The organism is Stutzerimonas kunmingensis, from assembly GCF_900114065.1.
GTDB lineage: Bacteria > Pseudomonadota > Gammaproteobacteria > Pseudomonadales > Pseudomonadaceae > Stutzerimonas > Stutzerimonas kunmingensis.
Genome location: NZ_FORS01000003.1, coordinates 231917 through 251612 on the forward strand (window position 1 = coordinate 231917; position 19696 = coordinate 251612).

Consider the following 19696-nt stretch of genomic DNA (forward strand, 5'->3'; position numbering starts at 1 on the left):
TAAAGCCCGTTTCGCCCGATCCTCAGGGGCGGGTGTAGTAGCCGACACCGAGCAGTACGTCGTCGACGCGCTGGATCAGCGTGTGCTTCTGCTCGACCGCGTTGGTCGCGGGGTTGCGCCAGACGTAGTCGACGCTGCCGGAGCCCTGCTTGCGGGCCAGTTCGATCATCTCCTTGAACAGCGGCTTGCCGGCGGCATCGTTGACGTTGCGCACATCGACACCCACCAGGTTCGGCGAGCTGCCGCTGGCGCGGTAGCGACCGTCATCCAGGCCGATGGCGAAGACGTACTCGTCGTTGAAGACGAAGCCTCCACGCGGGTCGTTGAAGTTGCGGAAGGCGGCCTCGGCACCCTTGTCCTTGACCTGCTGCACGGCGCGGTCGAGCAGCGCCTTGGCGTGCTCGGCGGTGGCACGCGGGATGTAGTAACCAACGCAGAGCACGTGGTCGCCGATCTTGCGGAACTGGCTGATCTTGTTCTCGACCTTGTTGTCGGCCGGGTTGAGCCACTGGTACTCGACTTCGCCGCTGTCCTGCTTGGCCGACTTGTCGAGGATTTCACGCATAAAGGATTTGCCGGCGGCATCCTTGAGTTCAGCGACGTTCAGTCCGACCAGGCTGGCGGAAGGGCCGCTGCTGGCCTGCATGGTGCCGTCCGCGCCGAGCACGAAGATGTAGTACTGGCCGTGGACGAATTCACCGTTGCGGTCGTTGAAGGCGGCCAGTGCCTGCTCCGGGCCCTTGGCCTGGAAGGTCAGCACGGCCTGGTCGAGCAGGCCGCGGGCCTGGCTGGCGTGGCTGCGCTCCACCGAGCCGAGCGTTCGCTGCTGGGCTGGCTCCTGTGCGTGCAGAAGCAGCGGCACGGCGCCCAGCGTGGCGGATAGGGAAAGGGCGAGCAGCTTCTTGCGGTTCCGGTTCATGAACGACTCCTGACCTGATGGCGGGCGACTAAGCGGCCGCCCCGTATCCCCATGCTAGGCAGCAGCAGCGGAATTGATATTGGTCGAGAGGAGCAAAAGGACAGGGCGAAAGGAGGAGATTCGCCGCGACACGAGTTGTCGCAACCGGGATACAGACTCAAGTGCACGGCTCGCTCCGCTGCAGAGCGGCCTGTAACCTAGCGACTTCTGTTCACGCGGTGCACTCATGCTCAGCCTCTACCATGCCCCTGATCTGGAAACCCTCGGCGAACTGGCCACGCGCCTGCTTGCCCAGCCGCTCGCCGACCCCTTCGCCCCGGCGCTGGTGGTGGTGCCAAGCCAGGGCATGGGGCGCTGGCTGACGCTTGAGCTGGCACGCAAGCAGGGCATCGCCATGCAGCTGGAGATTCAGCTGCCGGCCAAGTTCGTCTGGGACCTGAGCCGCACGGTGCTTGGCAGCCTGCCCGAGCAGTCGGCGTTTTCCCCGACTACCCTGACCTGGCGGCTCTATGGCTGGCTTTGCGAGCCAACCAATCTCGAGCTGGCGCAGCGTCTGGCGCAGTATCTCGACGGCGGCGATGAGCGCCGGCGGCTGTCGCTGGCGGCGAAGATCGCCGACGTGTTCGACCAATACCTGCTCTATCGCGACGACTGGCTGGCAGCCTGGGAGCGTGGCGAAACCTTCGATCTCGGTCCGGACGAAGCCTGGCAGGCGCTGCTCTGGCGCGAGCTGACCAAGGACGGCCATCCGCACCGCGCCCGGCTGCTCGACGATCTGCTGCAGCGGCTCTACAGCGACGAACCCTTGCCCGGCCTGCCCGAGCGCCTGCTGGTGTTCGGCATCAGCAGCCTGCCACCGCACCACCTGCGCGTGCTCGATGGGCTGGCGCGGCATATCGACGTGGTGGTCTGCGCGCTTAACCCGAGCCGCGAAGTCTGGGGCGAGATTCGCGATATTCGTGAATTGGCGCGCCAGCCCGAGAGCGGCGCTGATGACTGGTATCTCGACGTTGGCCATCCGCTGCTGGCGAGTCTCGGCAAGCAGGGACGGGACTTCTTCGATTCCCTGTTCAGCCTGACCGCCAGCGAGGGCAGCCAGGAGTTCGGCCTGTATTCCGAAGACGAAGACCTGCGCGACGACAGCCTGCTGCACGCCCTGCAGAACGACATCCTGCGCCTGCGTACCCGACAGCCCGATGAGCGCATCACCCTGGCCGAGGACGACCGCTCGCTGGAAGTGCATATCGCCCATTCGCCGTTGCGCGAGGTGGAAATCCTGCATGACCAGTTGCTGGCGCGCTTCGCTGCCAACCCGGCGCTGACGCCCGATCAGGTGGTGGTGCTGACCCCTGATATCGAGCGCTACGCGCCCTTTATCGAAGCCGTGTTCGCGCCGCGCGAGGGCAGCCCGCGGATACCCTACAGCCTCGCTGACCGCAGCCTGCGCGCCGAGATGCCGCTGATCGAGGCCTTCCTTGAATTGCTGATGCTGGCGCAGAGTCGTTTCGCCGCCGAGGAAATCCTCGCCTGGCTGGAACAGCCGGCCATCGCCCGGCGTGCCGGGATCGAAAGCGAAGACCTACCGCTGCTGCGCGACTGGTTGCGGGAGGCCGGTGTGCGCTGGGGCCGCGACGGTAGCCAGCGCGTTCGCCTGGGGCTGCCGGACGAATCGGCCTTTACCTGGCGCCAGGGGCTGGACCGACTGCTGCTGGGTTTTGCTGCGCCGCCACAACTGGCTGGCAACCACGCGCCACTGCTCGGCGAGCACTGGCCATTGGATGCCCTGGAAGGGGCACGCGGGCAGTTGCTGGGGCGGCTGGTGGAGTTCGTCGAGCGGCTCGGCACGCTGGCCGACCAGCTGGCGCGGCCGCGTCTGTTGGGCGAATGGGCGGACGACCTGCAGGTGCTGATCGACACCCTGTTCGACGAGCGCGAAGCCGGCGACACGCTGCTCTTGCTGTCCCAGGCCTGCGCGGCGTTGCGCGATCAGGCCCAGGCCGCCGACCTGGCGCGACCCATCGAGCTGGAACTGGTGCACCAGCAGCTCAGCGCCGCCTTGCAGCAGGGCGGCGGCGCCTCGGGCTTTCTTACCGGTGCGGTGACCTTCTGCACCATGGTGCCGATGCGCAGCTTGCCGTTCCGCGTGGTCTGCCTGCTCGGGCTGGACGACGGGGCCTTCCCGCGGCGCACACCGCCGTCGGGCTTCGATCTGATCGGCCGGCATCCGCGCCGCGGCGACCGTGCCCGGCGGCTGGATGATCGCTACCTGCTGCTGGAAACCCTGCTTTCGGCGCGCGAGGCGTTGTACCTGTCCTATGTCGGCCGCGACCCGCGCGACAACGCTGTGCTGCCGCCGTCGGTGCTGCTCAGCGAAGTGCTGGAGGCAGTGGACATGACCGCCATGCTGCCCGTTGCGCAGGCTTCCGAGCATACAGGCGAGTCCGCACCCAAGACCGCCAGCCAGAAAATTCTCGTCGCCCACCCGCTGCAGCCGTTCTCGCCGCGCAATTTCGGCGACGGGCTCTGCGCCGGTTTCTCCTCGCCCTGGTTTCGCGCCGCCGGGCGTCTGGCCGAGCCACCGCAGACCCAGCCGCAGCCGTTCGCCAGCCTTCTCGCCGAGCCTGACGAGGCCTGGCTGACCATCGAGCCGTCGCAGCTGTTGCAGTGCTTTCGCCATCCGGCGCGCTTCCTGCTCGAACAGCGCCTTGGTTTGCGTCTGGCCGACGACCAGGAATCGCTCGCCAGTGACGAGCCCTTCGATCTGGAGATGCCGGCCTGGAATGGCCTGCGGCGTCTATCGCTGCAGGCCATGGAGCACGGCTGGAGTGATGAAGACGAACGCCGCATGGCCTGTGCCGCCGGCTGGCTGCCCACCGGCGAACTGGGCCAGGCGCTGTGGGGCAAGTTGCGCGGCCCGGTGCGTGCCTTTGCGCCGCGCCTGTTCGAACTGCGCCCGGACGACGTGCCCGAGCCGCTACCGGTGGACATCACCCTGGCCGGCGTGCGCGTGCATGGCTGGCTCGACGGCGTGACCCCGGCCGGGCTGTTCGGCTGGAAGCTCGGCCGCCTCGGCGAGTGGGATCTGCCGCCGTTCTGGCTGCGCCATCTGCTGCTCAACCTCTCCGCCACGCCCGGCATCGAGCGCAACAGCCTGATGCTATCGCCCGCTGGTGACTGGCAGCTGGGGCCGCTGACCAATGCTGCGAAACTGCTGGAACCCTGGCTCGCCGCCTATCGCTGTGCGATCCGCGAGCCGCTGCCGTTGCTGCCACGCAGCAGCCATGCCTTCGCCAGGGGCTATCGCAAGCCGGCCCGCGGCAGCGAGCCGCTCGACTGTGGCCGCAAGCGCGCCCGCGAAGCCTGGCTGGGTGCGGAGTTCAGCCCCATCGCCGCCGAGTCCGAAGACCCCTGGAACAGATTGGCCTTTCGCGACCGCGATCCGCTGAACGAGCGTTTCGAAAGCCTGGCTCAGGAACTGATCGGCCCGGCACTCGACGCCCTGGCTGAAGACGAGGAGGAAGCATGAAACTCGACCTGCTCGACTCGCCCTTCGACGGCCGCTCGCTGATCGAGGCTAGCGCCGGCACCGGCAAGACCTGGACGCTCACCGCGCTCTACGCCCGTCTGCTGGTGGAGCGGCAGCTGTCGGTGGGGCAGATTCTGGTGGTCACCTACACCACCGCGGCGACGGCTGAGCTACGCGAGCGCATCCGTGCAAGGCTGGCCGACTTGCTGGCCGTATACGACGGCACGCCGAGCGCCGATGACTTCCTCAACCGCCTGCATGCGCGCTACCCGGACGAAGCCTCGCGACGCCGCCTGCTGTTGGCCGTGCACGGCTTCGACGAGGCGGCGATCTTCACCATCCACGGCTTCTGCCAGCGCGCCCTGCAGGACGCGGCTTTCGAGGCCGGTGGCGATTTCGACAGCGAGCTGACCGCCGATGACCGCGAGATCATCGACGCGCTGCTGGCCGACGCCTGGCGCAGCGAATTGGCTGATGCTGATCCGGCTTGGGCGCGCTTTCTGGCGAAGAGCCGGATCACGCCGCTGTGGTTACGTCAGCGCTTGCGCAGTCACCTGGGCAAGCCCTATCTGCGGGTGGAGCCGCAGGGCGCGCCGGTCGCCGCTGATCTGCGCCCGGTAGAAGCCGCCTGGCAGCGAGCCGCTGATTTATGGAAAAGAGCGGGCAGCGCCTGGGTCGCCGAGCTGCTGGCCCATGGTGGACTCAGCCAGAGCACCCACAAAAGCATCAAATTTGCGCCCTGGCAGATGGATTTGGATGCCTATTTCGCCGATCCGGCCGTGATGTTCGACCTGCCCGAGGGCGCGGCCAAGTTCGGTGTCCGCGCGCTGACCAAAGCGTGCAAGAAGGGCCACGACGCGCCGGTCTGCGAGCTGGCCCATGCACTGGACGAGCTGGCCGATCAAGTGGCAGACGCATTGCCCGCCGGCAAGCAGCGGCTGATCGCCCTGCAGGTGGCGCTGCTGGAGCGGCTCAACCGTGAGCTGCCCGAGCGCAAGGCGGCGCAGCGGCTGTTGGCCTTCGATGACTTGCTCAATCGTCTGGATCAAGCGCTGCAAGGGCCGGTCGGCGAAGACCTGGCGGCCTCGCTGCGTGCCACCTATCCGCTGGCGTTGATCGACGAGTTCCAGGACACCGACCCGATCCAGTACGCCATCTTCAACCGCATCTACGCCAGGGGGGGCGAGGCGTCGCTGTGTTTTGTGGGCGATCCCAAACAGGCGATCTACGCCTTCCGCGGCGCGGACCTTGCAACCTATATGACGGCCAAGCAGCAGGCCGATCGCGAGCCCTTCAACCTGCCGACCAATTACCGCTCGACGCCCGAGCTGATCGCCGTCTTGAACCAGCTGTTCGATCATCCACAGCCGTTCGCCCAACCTGATCTGCGCTATCCAGCAGTAGGCGCGGCCGACAAGCCGCGTGCGAGCTTGCGGCTGGTGGAGGAGGGCGAGGCGGCGCCGCTGTCGCTGGTCTGGCTTGGCGACGATCCGCTTGGCAAGGGCGAAGCTGCACAGCTGGCGGCGAGCGACACCGCACGGCGTATCGCCCTGCAACTGGCAGGCGCTGCGGAGGGCCATGCTGGTTTCGAAAAGGACGGCGTGTTCACCCCTCTGAAAGGTGGCGACATTGCCGTGCTGGTCGCCAACCACCGGCAGGCCGGGATGATCGCCGATGAACTGGCCGCACGTGGTGTGCCCAGCGTGCGCCGAGGGCGCGACAGCGTCTGGCGCAGCGAGGAGGCCGGTGAGCTGGCCGCGGTGCTTGCCGCTTATGCCGAGCCCGGTCGTGAAGGCCTGCTGCGCTATGCGCTGGCCACGCGGCTGCTGGGCCGCAGCGCCGCCGATCTCGCCCGCTGCCAGGACGATCAGCAGCAGTGGGACGCCGAGCGCGAGGCCGCCGAGCGCTATCACCAGCTCTGGCAGCAGCAGGGTTTCATGCGCGTGTTCCGTGCCTGGCTCGACGAGCAGGCGGTGGCCGAACGGCTGCTGGCGCGTGTCGATGGCGAACGTCGGCTGACCAACCTCCTGCACCTGGGTGAACTGTTGCAAGCCGAAAGCCTGCTGCGCCCGGGTCTTGAGCCGCTGCTCGCTTGGTTCAACCTGCAGCGCGGCAGCGAAGGCGCCGGCGAAGAAGCCCTGCTGCGCCTGGAAAGCGATGCCGAACGGGTGCAGATCGTCACCATTCACACCAGCAAGGGCCTGGAATATCCGCTGGTATTCTGCCCCTTCCTGTGGGACGGCAAACTGCTCGGCAAGAACCGCGATAGCGCCCGTTGCCACGACGCCGATGGCCAGCCGCTGCTGGACCTGGGCAGCGGCGAGCTGGAGGACAACCTCGAACGTGCCCGGGAAGAAGTATTCGCCGAGCAGCTGCGCCTGGCCTATGTCGCCCTGACTCGCGCGCGCGACCGGCTCTGGTTGCACTGGGGGCCTGTCAATCTCTGCAAACCCAAAAAGGATGGCAGCCTAGCGGACGAAGGTCTGCACAGCAGCGCCCTGGCTTGGCTGCTACACGGCCGCGAACTGCCTGGCGAGCAACCGTTGAGTGAACTGGGCAATCATCTGGCCGATCTCAACGGCCGCAGCCTTCGCCTGGCCATCGAACGACTGGTGCAGGGGAGCGACGGCCATATGGCCTGCCTGCCGCTGGAGTCGCGCGAAGCCAGTGCCCAGGGTCCCGGCCGCGCCGTGCCGCCTCAGCAGCTGTCGCAGCTCAATCGCAGCCTGCACAGCGCCTGGCGCATCGGCAGCTTCTCCGGTCTTGCGGCCGGCATGCACATGGAAGCGCCCGACCGCGACGCCCTGGCCATGCCCGATGCCGGGGAGCCGGGCAGCGGCTTTTTTGCCTTTCCCCGTGGCGCGCGCGCCGGAACCTGCCTGCACGCGATTCTCGAAGACTGGGCGCGAGGCAAAGGCGAGCTGGAGGCGCTGGTCGAACCCGCTTTGCAGGCCTACGGTCTGCCGCTGGAGTGGAAGGAAATCGCCATCAGCCATCTGCAAAAGGTGCTCGACACCGATATGGATGGCGCCGGCCTGACGCTTGCGGCGTTGCAGTCTGGCAGACGGCTGCCGGAGCTGGGCTTTACCTTTCCGGTGCAGAACCTGGATGTGGCGCGGCTGCGCAGCCTGCTGGTCGATCCGGCCAACGGCCTTGCTGAACCGCTGCGCGAAGCGGCGGCACGGTTGGAGTTCGACAGCCTCAAGGGCTTTCTCAAGGGCTTTATCGACCTGACCTTCGAGCACCACGGCCGCTGGTATATCGCCGACTACAAATCCAACTGGCTTGGGCCGGATGCCAGCTACTACGGCGGCGAACGGCTGCTGCAGGCGCTGGCAGGCGAGCATTACTACCTGCAATACCTGATCTATCTGGTGGCGCTGCGCCGCTTCCTGCGCCAGCGGCTGGCGGATTTTCAAGACGAGCAGCTCGGCGGCGCCTTCTACCTGTTCCTGCGCGGCATGCCGGATGCCGGGGTGTATTTCGCGAGGCCGGATGATGTCTTGCTCGATGCGTTGGATCGGTTGTTCGAGGAGGGCAAATGATGCGCCTCATATTCGCAGGAGTCCTATCTCGCGAAGGGCAATCGCCCGCTTGTGTAGGAGCCAGCTTGCTGGCGATCCGCGGTGCCGGAACGAGTACTGCCAGCAAGCGGGTTTCTGCTGGATCGAGGTCGCCACGATGACGAATCTATTCGAGCTTCCGTTAGGCCCACTGGAGCGCGCCTTCATCGCCAGTCTGCAGCGCCTCGAGCCGGATACCCCCGAAACGGTGCTGCTCGCTGCGGCGCTCTGCTGTGAAGCCCTGGCGTCCGGAGACGTCTGCCTTCCGCTCCAACGCTTCGCTGGCAAGCGCCCCTGGCCAGAGGTCGACCTCAGCCTGCCGCCGCTCGCAACCTGGCGCGCACAACTGGAGGCCTCGCCTCTGATCGGCACATCTGATGATTACGCGCCGCTGATCCTCGTTGGCGACAGGCTCTATCTGGCCCGGTACCAGGCCTACGAGGAGCAACTGGCCGAACAGCTGCTGACTCGCGCAGCGGACGCACCGGATGTCGATGAAGCGCAGCTGAGCGAAAGCCTGGCGCGGTTGTTCGCCTTCAATCAGCAAAGCCCCGATTGGCAGCGCCTCGCCGCGGCTCAGGCGGTACGCCGTCGCTTGGCAGTAATCTCCGGCGGCCCCGGCACCGGCAAGACCACCACCGTGGTACGCCTGCTGGCGGCGTTGCTCGAGCAGCCTGGCGGCGAACGCCTGGCCATCGGCCTCGCGGCACCTACCGGCAAGGCTGCTGCGCGCATGGCCGAAGCGATCCGCAACGCCAAGGCCGATCTGCCGGTCAGTGATGCCGTCAAGGACGCTCTGCCGGACGAGGCGCGCACACTGCACCGCCTGCTCGGCAGCCGCGGCGATAGCCCGAAGGTGCGCCATGACGCGGCCAATCCGCTGGCACTGGACGTACTGGTCGTGGACGAAGCGTCGATGGTCGATCTGGCACTGATGGCCAAGCTGGTTGCAGCGCTACCGCCCAAGGCGCGCTTGATCCTGCTCGGCGACAAGGATCAGCTGGCCGCCGTGGAAGCCGGTGCGGTGTTCGCCGAGCTTTGTGAGGGTCGCGGTTTCGATAGTCAGGCCGCGACCGATCTGCAACGCATTACCGGGCAGGCCGTACCGGTCGAGACGCCGCGCTCGCGCCTCGGCGATGCGGTGGTGCTGCTCACCCACAGCCACCGCTTCGCCGGCGACAGCGGCATCGGCGAGCTGGCGCGGCGGATCAACGCTGGCGATGCGAAAGGCACCGTCGCGCTGCTGCAGGAAGGTCGTGCGGATCTCGCCTGGAACGCGGCGCCCAGCCCGACCGCCTTGATCGAGCGGCTGGAGCAGGGTTACGGCGGCTACCTGCAGGCCGCGCGGCAGGGCGATCCAGGCGCGGCGTTCGAGGCCTTCAACGGTTTCCGGGCGCTGACTGCCCAGCGCGAAGGCGCCTTTGGCGTCACTGGCATCAACGAGGCGCTGGAAGCGCGCTTCAAGCGTCGCCTCGGTGTGCCCGCCCGCGAACGCTGGTACCCCGGCCGCGCGGTGATGGTCCGGCAGAACGACTACGCCCTGGGCCTGTTCAACGGCGATATCGGCTTGTGTCTGAAAACCGAGCAGGGCCTGCGGGTGTTCTTCGAGGGCGACGAGGGCTATCGCGGCTTTGCCCCGGCACGGTTGCCGAGTCATGACAGCGCCTTCGCCATGACCGTGCACAAGAGCCAGGGCTCAGAGTTCACCGAGGTGCTGCTGGCGTTGCCGGAACAGCCCAGCCCGCTGCTGACGCGCTCGCTGTTCTACACGGGCATCACCCGCGCCAAGCGCAAGGTGGAGATCTGGGCGCTGCCGGCGCGGCTGGCCGAAGCGGTCAATACACGCGCCGAGCGCGCCGCAGGATTGGCCGAACGGTTGGCCCTCCCCAGCGCTCAGACCAGAGCCACAGAGGAAGTGCCGGCGGCCAAGCCAGATGAGCCAAAAAGCGATCAGCTCAGCCTGTTCTAAACCGTGCGCGCCTGCTCGAAGCCGGCATGATCGCTGCTCATCGCCGCCTGTTTCGTGAAGCGGTTGTGCGTATGGCGCTCGGAATTCTGTTCCGATGCGCTTTCGCCAAAAGCCGACATCGGGACTTGCGATGAGAACCTTCTTTCTTCTGCTATGGGGCGCGCTCAGCCTGTTCATCAGCACCGCGGCGCTGCGTGAACTCTGGCTCGCGCCGTCCGTGGCCAGCGGTTTCGCCCTGCTGCTGGTGGTCTATTACATCGTCTGCTTCTTCCAGCTGATTCGTGCTGCTTACCTGCCATGGGGGCTGCTGGGTGCGTACCGGCGCAGCGGCTACTGGCTGTGCCTGATCCTGCTGCCGCTGACGCTAATTCCGCTGTACGCCGCCTACCAGATCTGGGAGCAGGGCGGTTACGTTGCAGTCGAAGCCTCGTTGCACACCGAATGGCTGCACCTGCTGCTCGGTTGGCTGCAGGACGCCCTCGGTTATCTCGGCCCGCTGCTGGTGCTCGGCGCGCTGGGTGTCGGCATGGCGCTGATGCTGCTGCGTCTGCTACGCGGGCAGGTCGCGCGCTGATCAGCCGTTGAGCAGCGTCAGCACCAGCGGCAGGCTGGCCGCCGCGAGCAGGGTCTGCAAGGTGATGATGCCCGCCATCAGATGGCTGTCGCCGCCGAGCTGGCGGGTGAGCACGTAGGCAGTGGGGGCGGTGGGCAGGGCGAAGAACAGCACCAGGATCGTGGTTTCCATATCGGGCAGGCCGAGCACCACCGCCACGCCGTAGGCCAGTAGCGGCACGGCCAGCAGGCGCACCGCGCTGTTCCAGCCCAGCGCCGGGATTTCCCCGCCCAGCTCCTGGGGTTTGAGCGCCGCGCCGACGCAGAGCAGGCCCAACGGCAGGCTGGCGGCGGCGAGCAGACTCAGTAGGCGGTCGGTGCCGCCGGGCAGACCCAGGCCCGACAGATTGACCAGCGCGCCAGCGACACAGGCGAGAATTAGCGGGTTCTTTGCGATGGGCAGCAGCAGACCGCGCACGCTGACGCCGCGCTCGGCGGTCAGCGCCCACACCGACATCACGTTCACCGTCGGCACCATCAGCGCCAGCATCAGCGCAGCCAACGCCAGACCTTCCTTGCCGAACAGGCTGCCCACCGCGGCCAGGCCGAGGTAGGTGTTGAAGCGCAGCACGCCCTGGGTGATGGCGCCGAAGCGGCCGGCAGACCAGCCGCGCAACCGCTTGGCGATCAGCAGCCCTATCCAGGCCAGGCCCAGGCCGAGCATCACGGCACCGGCCAGGCGCGGCAGTGCTGGGTTATCCAGCGGCGCTGTGGCCAGGCTGCTGAACAGCAGGGCGGGAAATAGGATGAAGTAGTTGATGCGCTCGGCGCCGGGCCAGAATTCGGCACTGGGAAAGGCGCGCAGGCGCAGGAAATAGCCGGCGACGATAAGGGCGAACAGGGGCCAGAGGGCGAGTAGCAGGGCGGTCACGGATACATCCAACAGTGCATGTAGCGCGATCTTCGATGCTGCCATCCTCCAGTGCAACCCTCATCTTCGAGCTGGCGTGGCGGCAGCGGTGCTACGTCGGTCGGACGGTTGTCTGTTGCGTGGTGGCTTGGTGATATCATCGCGCATCGAACCTGCGAGCTTCCGATGCGCCACATACCCCCCCAGGCCTCTACCGAGGACTTCCGCGATACGCCTTATGGCCGGCAGTTGCATGGCGGGTTCCGTCTGCTGCGCTTCGCGCCGGAGCTGGAGAGGGAGTTTCGGCGCTATCTGGATCGTCATGCGCGACTATCGCAACGCCTCGCCGCCCTGCTGTTGATCTTCGCGGTCGGTGGATATCTGTATTGCGAACACCGGTTGTTCGATCTTGCCGATACCGGCTGGCTGACAACGCTGACGCTGTTGCGCCTCCTGCAGATTCTGCCGGGCGTCGTCGTGCTGGTGCTGACCTTCTACAGCCGCAGGTTTCGCGCGCAGGCCAACCGCATATTTCCGGTGCTGCTGGTGATGGTCGGCATGCTGGCCGCGCTGATCGACATCCGCTTCGAAACGCTCGATGCGGAGCTGAATTTCCGTTATGGCGCCGGGCTGCTGATCGTCGCGTCGTTCTTCTTTCTCGGCGTGACGTTCTGGTGGGCGCTGCTGTGCGCGGTGCTGATCGTGCTGGCCGATGTGTGCATGGCTAGCCTGATCCTGTCGGCCGAGCAGATGCCGGAACACTGGATCGCCGTCAGCTACTACCTGCTGTTGCTGATCATCGGCGCGATCAGTCGCTATGTTCATGAGTACTCGCAGCGCGACCAGTTCCTCACCCGCCAACTGCTGGGCTGGGTCGCCGAGCACGACGCGCTCAGCGGTCTGGCCAACCGGCGCAGTCATGATCGCGCGCTGCCCCAGCGGATCGCCCAGGCCCGCCGAGACCGGCGCCCGCTGAGCCTTCTGCTGCTCGATCTGGATGATTTCAAGGCCTATAACGACACCTTCGGCCATCCGGCCGGCGATGCACTGATCCGCGCCTTCGGCGAGCTGCTCGCCGGCTTCGCGCGGCGCCCGCTGGACGAGGCGGCACGGGTTGGCGGTGAGGAGTTCGCACTGCTGCTGTACAACTGCGACAACGCCGCTGCACAGCGCATTGCCCGTCAGGTGATCAACGCGCTGACCGCGCTGGATATCAGGCATCCGCATGATCCGGCGGCGCGGGTGGGTGTCAGTATCGGGATCGCCACGTTGCAGGACGGCCAGCAGGCCGAGCAGCTCTATCACTGCGCCGATACCGCGCTGTATCAGGCCAAGAGTGGTGGCAAGAATCGCTTTGCCGTCGCGGCCGGGCTACTGCGACCCGAGCCACAGCCTCACTAGCGGATGGCTTAGCGGCGCGGCGGCACCGAGCGGGTGCGGCCGCTGCCGTCGATGGCGACGAATACGAAGACGGCTTCGGTGACCTTGCGCCACTCGCTGGACAGCGGATCGTCGCTCCAGACTTCCACCAGCATGCGGATCGAGCTGCGCCCGACCTCCAGCGTCTGGGTATAGAAGGACAGCTGCGCGCCAACCGCTACCGGAACCATGAACGCCATGCGATCGATGGAGACCGTGGCGACACGGCCGGCGGCCACGCGGCTTGCCATCGCGGTGCCGGCCAGATCCATCTGCGACACCAGCCAACCGCCATAGATATCGCCAAAACCATTGGTTTCCCGCGGCAATGCGGTGAGCTGCAGGGCCAGGTCGCCCTGCGGGATCGGATCTTCCTGTTCGTATTCTTTCATTCGGTCGGACTCGCGGCGCGTTGTTGTTCTGGCGCGAAATGCCCGCTCTGGCACGGGCGACGGCGCGAGTATAGCGGCTGTGTTGCGCTACAGCGACCGAACCAGGTCAACGGTGCGCTTGGTAATCAGATTGTCACACTTGCTTCATAGAGTGTTCACACGGCCTGCAGATACTGGCCCCCGTTCCAACACACTCGAGCACACACCTGCTAGGAGCAAGGTATGAAACTGAATCGTTTGATGGCGGCCCTGACCTTTGTAGCCGCTGGCGTTGGCGCCGCGAGCGCGGTCGCTGCTGTGGACCCGGCGCTGCCGAGCTACCAGAAGACTTCCGGTGTTTCCGGCAACCTGTCCAGTGTCGGTTCGGACTCCCTGGCCAACCTGATGACCCTGTGGGCTGAGGAATTCAAGCGCAGCTATCCGAACGTCAACATCCAGATTCAGGCTGCCGGCTCCTCCACCGCGCCGCCCGCTCTGACCGAAGGCACCTCCAACATGGGCCCGATGAGCCGCCCGATGAAGGACAACGAGATCCAGGCCTTCGAAGAGAAGTATGGCTACAAGCCGACCGAAGTGCCGGTGGCCATCGACGCCCTGGCGGTGTTCGTGCACAAGGACAACCCGATCAAGTCGCTGGACATCGAGCAGGTCGACGCGATCTTCTCCAGCACCCGCCTGTGCGGTGGCGAGAAGGACATCAAAACCTGGGGAGACGTTGGTCTGACGGGCGAGTGGGGCGGCAAGCCGATTCAGCTGTTCGGCCGTAACTCGGTATCCGGCACCTACGGTTACTTCAAGGAAGAAGCCCTGTGCAAGGGTGACTTCAAGTCCAACGTCAACGAGCAGCCGGGTTCCGCCTCGGTGGTGCAGTCGATCTCCAGCACCCTGAACGCCATCGGTTACTCGGGCATCGGCTACAAGACCTCCAGCGTCCGTGCCGTGCCGCTGTCCAAGGGTGGCGAGGCTTTCGAGGCCAACGAAGAGAACGCTTTGGCTGGCAAGTTCCCGCTGGCGCGCTTCTTCTACGTCTACGTCAACAAGGCGCCGAACAAGCCGCTGAGCCCGATCGATGCCGAGTTCCTCAAGCTGGTGCTTTCCAAGCAGGGCCAGGAAGTCGTGGTCAAGGATGGCTACATCCCGCTGCCGAAGAAAGTCGTCGACAAGACGCTGAAGGACCTGGGCCTCAACTGAGACCAGGCCTGGCTCGTGGCGCAAGCTACGAGCTGAGCCGACGCCCGCCACGCTAATGCGCTGGCGGGCGTCGTCGTGTCACCCGGCTGTAATTTTTCTGTCACACGGCTGCATTAAATTAGCGACCGACCGGCCATCAAGCCTGGAAACGACTCGCGCCAAGCAGCGCAGTTAAGCGGCCCGAGCGGCCAGGACCTTCGCATGAACGATATAGAGACCATGAGCGCGAATTCCGATGTGCAACGGCTGGACTTCAACACCCCGGCTCTGCAGCGCAAACGTCGCATCCGTGCGCTGAAAGATAACTTGGCGCGCTGGTATGTCTCCATTGGTGGTCTCGCCGTGCTCGGCGCGATCTGCCTGATCTTCTTTTATCTTGCTCAGGTCGTGACGCCCATGTTTCAGGGCGCCGAGCTGGACGCGCGCGACGCGCAACAGCCTGCCTGGCTGGCCGGTGCTGGCGAACCGCTGCTCCTGGCCATGGAAGAGCAGAATCAGGTTGCGATGCGCCTGGGCAGCGATGCCACTGTGCGCTTCTTCAGCGTGAAAACCGGCGAGGCTATACGCAGCGTCGAGCTGCCATTGCCAGCGGACAGCCGGATTGTTTCGGTCGGCCAGGACACGCCAGGCAACCGCCGCATGGTGCTGGGCCTGAGCAACGGCCAGGTCCTGGTTATCGAACACAACTACAAGGTCAGCTATCCGGACGGTAAGAAAACCATCACGCCTCAGTTGGACTACCCCTTTGGTGAAGAACCGCTGAACCTGGACCCGCTAGGTCGGCCAATCGAGCACGCCGCCATCAGCCTGAACGGCGACACGCTTATGGTCGCCGGGGCAAGCGACGTGGCGCTGCACGCGTTGAAGATCGCCTCAAGCGAAAACCTGATGACTGGCGAAGTCACGCTGGAAGAGGAGCGCATGGAGCTCCCCCAGCTATCGGAGCCGATCAAGGCGTTGCGCATCGACCCGCGTCACATGTGGATGTTCGCCGTAAGCGGGCGGGCCAGTGTCGATGTCTTCGACCTGCGCCGCAAGCAACTCAATGGCCGCTACAAGCTGCTCGGTGGCACGGGTGAAATCACCACGGTAGCCTCGCTGCTCGGTGGCATATCGCTGATGGTCGGCGACTCTTCCGGTGGCATCGGCCAGTGGTTCATGGTGCGCGGGGACGATGGCCAGGCGGAGCTGAAGAACGTACGCAACTTCAAGCTGGCCGATCAGCCGGTCAGGCAGATCCTTCCGGAGGAGCGACGTAAAGGTTTCCTCGCCCTCGACAGCGATGGCACTTTGGGCATCTTCCATAGCACGGCCCATCGCACCCTATTGACTGAACAGGTGGCTGACGGCGCCGCTGTTGCCGCGATGTCACCGCGTGCCACCCGCTTGCTGGTGGAATCGGGTGACCAGCTGCAGCGCTTCGTCATCGACAACCCGCACCCGGAGATCTCCTGGAGCGCGCTGTGGGGCAAAGTCTGGTACGAGAGCTATCCGGAACCGGATTACGTCTGGCAGTCCACTTCGGCAAACGGTGATTTCGAACCCAAGCTGAGTCTCTCGCCGCTCGCCTTCGGCACGCTCAAGGCTGCCTTCTACGCGATGCTCCTGGCCGCACCGCTGGCGATCTGCGCGGCTTTCTACACCGCCTACTTCATGGCGCCTACGTTGCGTCGCAAGGTCAAGCCGGTCATCGAACTGATGGAAGCGCTGCCGACGGTGATTCTCGGGTTCTTCGCCGGCCTGTTCCTGGCTCCCTTCCTGGAGAACCACTTGCCGGGCACCTTCAGCCTGCTGCTGTTGACGCCGATCGGCGTTCTACTCGCCAGCTGGGCCTGGAGTCGGCTGCCTGAGCGTCTGCGGCTTAGCGTTCCGGATGGCTGGGAAGCCGTGCTGCTGATTCCTGTGATCCTGCTGGTTGGATGGGGCTCGATTGCCGCCAGCGGTCACTTGGAGAACTGGCTGTTCGATGGCGACATGCGTCATTGGCTGTCCAACGATCTGGGTATTCCGTTCGATCAGCGCAACGCTCTGGTGATCGGACTGGCAATGGGCTTTGCGGTGATCCCGACCATCTATTCGATCGCCGAAGACGCCGTGTTCAGCGTGCCCAAGAGCCTCACCCTGGGCTCCCTGGCGCTCGGTGCCACGCCCTGGCAGACGCTCACCCGCGTGGTGCTGCTGACCGCCAGCCCTGGCATCTTCTCCGCGCTGATGATCGGCATGGGCCGGGCCGTGGGCGAAACCATGATCGTGCTGATGGCCACCGGCAACACGCCGATCATGGAGGCCAACATCTTCGAAGGCATGCGCACCCTGGCGGCCAACGTGGCAGTGGAGATGCCGGAGTCGGAAGTAGGTGGAACGCATTACCGCGTGCTGTTCCTCGCCGCGATGGTGCTGCTGATGTTCACCTTTGTGATGAACACCCTGGCTGAAGTTATCCGTCAGCGCCTGCGCCGCAAGTACGCCAGCCTGTAGCAAAGAAAAGAGCCACGCCTTCGGGCGTAGACGCAGCCGAATTTGGCTACGAGAGATTTCGACAAAGGTATCGATCCGTGAAAAAGGATTCGCTGAACACCTGGATCAAGAGCGGCACCCCCTGGATCTGGATGAACGCTGGCGCCGTTTCCATCGCCGTGATCATGACGCTCGGGTTGCTGGCGGTGATAGCGGTGCGTGGTCTGGAGCATTTCTGGCCGTCCGACGTTGTTGTGGCTGATTACCAGATTCCCGGTGCAGAGCCGCGCGTGATGGCTGGTGAGGTGGTGCAGGTAGAAGAAGTGCCACGCGCGCGTCTGGCAGCCAGCGGGCTTCCGGTCGACGTCGAGGGCGGCGAGTTCATGACTCGCGAGCTGCTCAAGGTCGGCAACCGCGAAGTTTACGGTGCGGACTTCTCCTGGGTCGTCGGGGAGTGGTTGAGCAATCAGCGCAAGCCCGCCGATCTGGTCGCACTGGAGCGCCGCGAATGGGGAAACTTCTATGGCGAGCTGCTCGCTGTGAAGGAAGAGGGCAATCTGGTTGCAGAGGGCGCGGCCGCCTGGGGTGAGCTTCAACAGCGCATCGACCGCATCGACGAGCTGCATGCCCGGATCGCTCGGCTGGAGGCGGTGGACATCGGCCGGATCAACCACGGTCTGGAGCGTCTGCGTCTGAAGACCCGCAAACTTGAGCTGGATGGGCAGCTCGATGCGGCTGCACAAGCCGCTCTGGATGCCGAGCGTGCTGAGTGGGACGCCGAATACAAACAGCTGGAAAGCCAGCTGGTCGCGCTGTACGGGGAGTTCAACCGCGACAGCGTCACCATGCGCACCATGGACGGCCAGGAAAAGGAAATCAGCCTGGGCAAGGTTGTCCGAGCGTACCGTCCGAACGCGATGTCGTTGCCTGAAAAGATGGGTTTCTACTTTGCCAAGCTCTGGGAGTTCGTCAGCGACGAGCCGCGTGAGGCCAACACTGAGGGCGGCATCTTCCCCGCGATCTTCGGTACCGTGCTGATGACCCTGATCATGGCGGTGATCGTGACGCCATTCGGCGTGATCGCCGCGGTCTACCTGCGCGAATACGCCAAGCAGGGCGTGCTGACCCGCATCATCCGCATTGCGGTGAACAACCTCGCCGGCGTGCCCTCGATCGTTTACGGCGTGTTCGGCCTGGGCTTCTTCGTCTACGTCCTGGGCGGGTCGCTGGACCGCATCTTCTACCCCGAAGCGGCGCCGGCACCGGTGTTCGGCACGCCGGGCCTGATGTGGGCCTCGCTGACCCTGGCGATCCTCACCCTGCCGGTGGTCATCGTCGCCACCGAGGAAGGCCTGGCGCGCATTCCGCGGATTCTGCGTGAAGGCTCGCTGGCACTCGGGGCGACCAAGTCCGAGACCCTGTGGAAGGTGGTGCTGCCAATGGCCAGCCCGGCCATGATGACCGGCCTGATCCTTGCCGTTGCGCGTGCCGCCGGCGAAGTGGCACCGCTGATGCTGGTCGGGGTGGTCAAGCTGGCGCCGAGCCTGCCGCTCAATGGCAACTACCCGTATCTGCATCTGGATCAGAAGATCATGCACCTGGGCTTCCATATCTATGACGTCGGCTTCCAGAGCCCCAACGTCGAGGCCGCGCGGCCGCTGGTCTATGCCACAGCGCTGCTGCTGGTGCTGGTGATCGCCATCTTGAACCTGACTGCGGTCGTCATTCGTAACCATTTGCGCGAAAAATACAAAGCGCTCGACCACTAACAGCCGATAACACGCGGGAGGCCGGTGCCGCGATCGCGGCCCGCTTCTAGCCTCCAGCGATACGGAGACATCTCATGTCACAAGCAAAGACGCATTCCATCGACATTTCGGCGCTGGGTCGTGAAAAGCGAGCGCTGAGCCTGAACAACGAAGCCGTGGCCATCGAAGTGCCCGATCTGAGCCTCTATTACGGGCAGAAGCAGGCACTGTTCAACGTCAGCATGAACATTCCCAAGCAGCGCGTGACTGCCTTCATCGGCCCGTCCGGCTGCGGCAAGTCGACCCTGCTGCGCTGCTTCAACCGCATGAACGACCTGGTCGACGGCTGCCGCATCGAAGGCGCCATCAACCTCGACGGCCATAACATCTACCGCAAGGGCGAGGACGTGGCCGACCTGCGTCGCCGCGTCGGCATGGTGTTCCAGAAGCCCAACCCGTTCCCCAAGAGCATCTACGAGAACGTGGTCTACGGCCTGCGCATCCAGGGCATCAAGCAGAAGCGCGTGCTCGACGAGACTGTCGAATGGGCGCTCAAGGGCGCTGCGCTGTGGGATGAGGTGAAGGACCGTCTGCACGAATCGGCTCTCGGCCTCTCCGGCGGTCAGCAGCAGCGTCTGGTCATCGCCCGCACCATCGCCGTGCAGCCGGAAGTACTGCTGCTCGACGAGCCGAGTTCGGCCCTCGACCCGATCTCCTCGCTGAAGGTCGAAGAACTGATCTACGAACTGAAGGCCAAGTACACCATCGTCATCGTCACCCACAACATGCAGCAGGCCGCGCGGGTTTCCGACTACACGGCGTTCATGTACATGGGCAAACTGATCGAGTACGGCGATACCGATACGCTGTTCACCAACCCGGCCAAGAAGCAGACGGAAGACTACATCACGGGCCGCTACGGCTAGTCTGGCCATGTCAGAGGGCGCCAGGCGGCGTCGGCGGAACTTGCCGTACAAATCGTACTGTCTGCGTTCCGCCTCCTTGCCTGACACGCTCTGCCAAAGCCCGGACGGGTTTGCGTGGTATTCA

Annotated in this window: 12 protein-coding genes; 9 read left to right on the forward strand and 3 right to left on the reverse strand. The window is 65.2% G+C overall.

The genetic code is table 11. The features are described from left to right. Positions 1-22: 22 nt before the first annotated feature. On the reverse strand, positions 23-919 hold the full coding sequence (locus tag BM275_RS09210) for a cache domain-containing protein (RefSeq protein ID WP_090520749.1): 897 nt from the start codon (positions 917-919) through the stop codon (positions 23-25). 226 nt (positions 920-1145) lie between these two features. Between BM275_RS09210 and recC the strand changes: the two genes are divergently transcribed. The 4 genes from recC (at position 1146) to BM275_RS09230 (ending at position 10551) form a co-directional block, all read left to right on the forward strand. Beyond that, on the forward strand, positions 1146-4445 hold the full coding sequence (gene recC, locus BM275_RS09215; RefSeq protein ID WP_090520751.1) for an exodeoxyribonuclease V subunit gamma: 3300 nt from the start codon (positions 1146-1148) through the stop codon (positions 4443-4445). Beyond that, on the forward strand, positions 4442-7990 hold the full coding sequence (gene recB / locus BM275_RS09220; protein ID WP_090520754.1) for an exodeoxyribonuclease V subunit beta: 3549 nt from the start codon (positions 4442-4444) through the stop codon (positions 7988-7990). Before recC ends, recB begins: the two co-directional genes overlap by 4 nt. A gap of 136 nt (positions 7991-8126) precedes the next feature. After that, entirely contained in the window at positions 8127-9977 is a 1851-nt protein-coding gene (gene recD / locus BM275_RS09225; RefSeq protein ID WP_090520756.1) for an exodeoxyribonuclease V subunit alpha, read from the forward strand. Between the two features lie 130 nt (positions 9978-10107). Next, positions 10108-10551, forward strand: coding sequence for a hypothetical protein (locus BM275_RS09230; RefSeq protein ID WP_023443983.1), 444 nt, complete (start codon positions 10108-10110; stop codon positions 10549-10551). Here the strand turns inward: BM275_RS09230 and BM275_RS09235 are convergent, their stop codons facing one another. Then, positions 10552-11460, reverse strand: a complete 909-nt coding sequence (locus BM275_RS09235) for an AEC family transporter (RefSeq protein WP_090521175.1) — start codon at positions 11458-11460, stop codon at positions 10552-10554. Positions 11461-11625: 165 nt separating this feature from the next. On the opposite strand from BM275_RS09235, the gene BM275_RS09240 reads away from it, so the two are divergent. Beyond that, positions 11626-12840, forward strand: coding sequence for a GGDEF domain-containing protein (locus BM275_RS09240; protein ID WP_090520758.1), 1215 nt, complete (start codon positions 11626-11628; stop codon positions 12838-12840). An 8-nt stretch (positions 12841-12848) separates the two neighbouring features. Here the strand turns inward: BM275_RS09240 and BM275_RS09245 are convergent, their stop codons facing one another. Further along, the gene (locus tag BM275_RS09245) at positions 12849-13250 is read right to left on the reverse strand and encodes an acyl-CoA thioesterase (protein ID WP_003303235.1); all 402 of its coding nucleotides are present in this window, start codon (positions 13248-13250) and stop codon (positions 12849-12851) included. Positions 13251-13472: 222 nt separating this feature from the next. Between BM275_RS09245 and BM275_RS09250 the strand changes: the two genes are divergently transcribed. The 4 genes from BM275_RS09250 to pstB all read left to right on the forward strand — a co-directional run bounded on the left by BM275_RS09250 (position 13473) and on the right by pstB (position 19572). Then, the gene (locus BM275_RS09250) at positions 13473-14441 is read left to right on the forward strand and encodes a PstS family phosphate ABC transporter substrate-binding protein (protein WP_090520760.1); all 969 of its coding nucleotides are present in this window, start codon (positions 13473-13475) and stop codon (positions 14439-14441) included. Positions 14442-14642: 201 nt separating this feature from the next. Further along, positions 14643-16919 carry an ABC transporter permease subunit gene (locus BM275_RS09255; RefSeq protein WP_090520761.1) on the forward strand — a complete coding sequence of 759 codons (2277 nt, stop codon included), beginning with the start codon at positions 14643-14645 and terminating at the stop codon, positions 16917-16919. A gap of 77 nt (positions 16920-16996) precedes the next feature. After that, positions 16997-18667, forward strand: a complete 1671-nt coding sequence (pstA, locus tag BM275_RS09260) for a phosphate ABC transporter permease PstA (protein ID WP_023443978.1) — start codon at positions 16997-16999, stop codon at positions 18665-18667. A gap of 74 nt (positions 18668-18741) precedes the next feature. Further along, positions 18742-19572 (forward strand): phosphate ABC transporter ATP-binding protein PstB, encoded by an 831-nt coding sequence (gene pstB, locus BM275_RS09265; protein WP_041015083.1) that lies wholly within the window; start codon positions 18742-18744, stop codon positions 19570-19572. Positions 19573-19696: the final 124 nt, after the last annotated feature.

Bases quoted from the DNA above. Each gene is read 5' to 3' on its own strand.
- BM275_RS09255 (WP_090520761.1), top strand. From the start codon at position 14,643: ATGAACGATATAGAGACCATGAGCGCGAATTCCGATGTGCAACGGCTG.
- BM275_RS09230 (WP_023443983.1), top strand. From the start codon at position 10,108: ATGAGAACCTTCTTTCTTCTGCTATGGGGCGCGCTCAGCCTGTTCATC.
- BM275_RS09250 (WP_090520760.1), top strand. From the start codon at position 13,473: ATGAAACTGAATCGTTTGATGGCGGCCCTGACCTTTGTAGCCGCTGGC.
- recB (WP_090520754.1), top strand. From the start codon at position 4,442: ATGAAACTCGACCTGCTCGACTCGCCCTTCGACGGCCGCTCGCTGATC.
- pstB (WP_041015083.1), top strand. From the start codon at position 18,742: ATGTCACAAGCAAAGACGCATTCCATCGACATTTCGGCGCTGGGTCGT.
- recD (WP_090520756.1), top strand. From the start codon at position 8,127: ATGACGAATCTATTCGAGCTTCCGTTAGGCCCACTGGAGCGCGCCTTC.
- BM275_RS09240 (WP_090520758.1), top strand. From the start codon at position 11,626: ATGCGCCACATACCCCCCCAGGCCTCTACCGAGGACTTCCGCGATACG.
- BM275_RS09245 (WP_003303235.1), bottom strand. From the start codon at position 13,250: ATGAAAGAATACGAACAGGAAGATCCGATCCCGCAGGGCGACCTGGCC.
- recC (WP_090520751.1), top strand. From the start codon at position 1,146: ATGCTCAGCCTCTACCATGCCCCTGATCTGGAAACCCTCGGCGAACTG.
- BM275_RS09210 (WP_090520749.1), bottom strand. From the start codon at position 919: ATGAACCGGAACCGCAAGAAGCTGCTCGCCCTTTCCCTATCCGCCACG.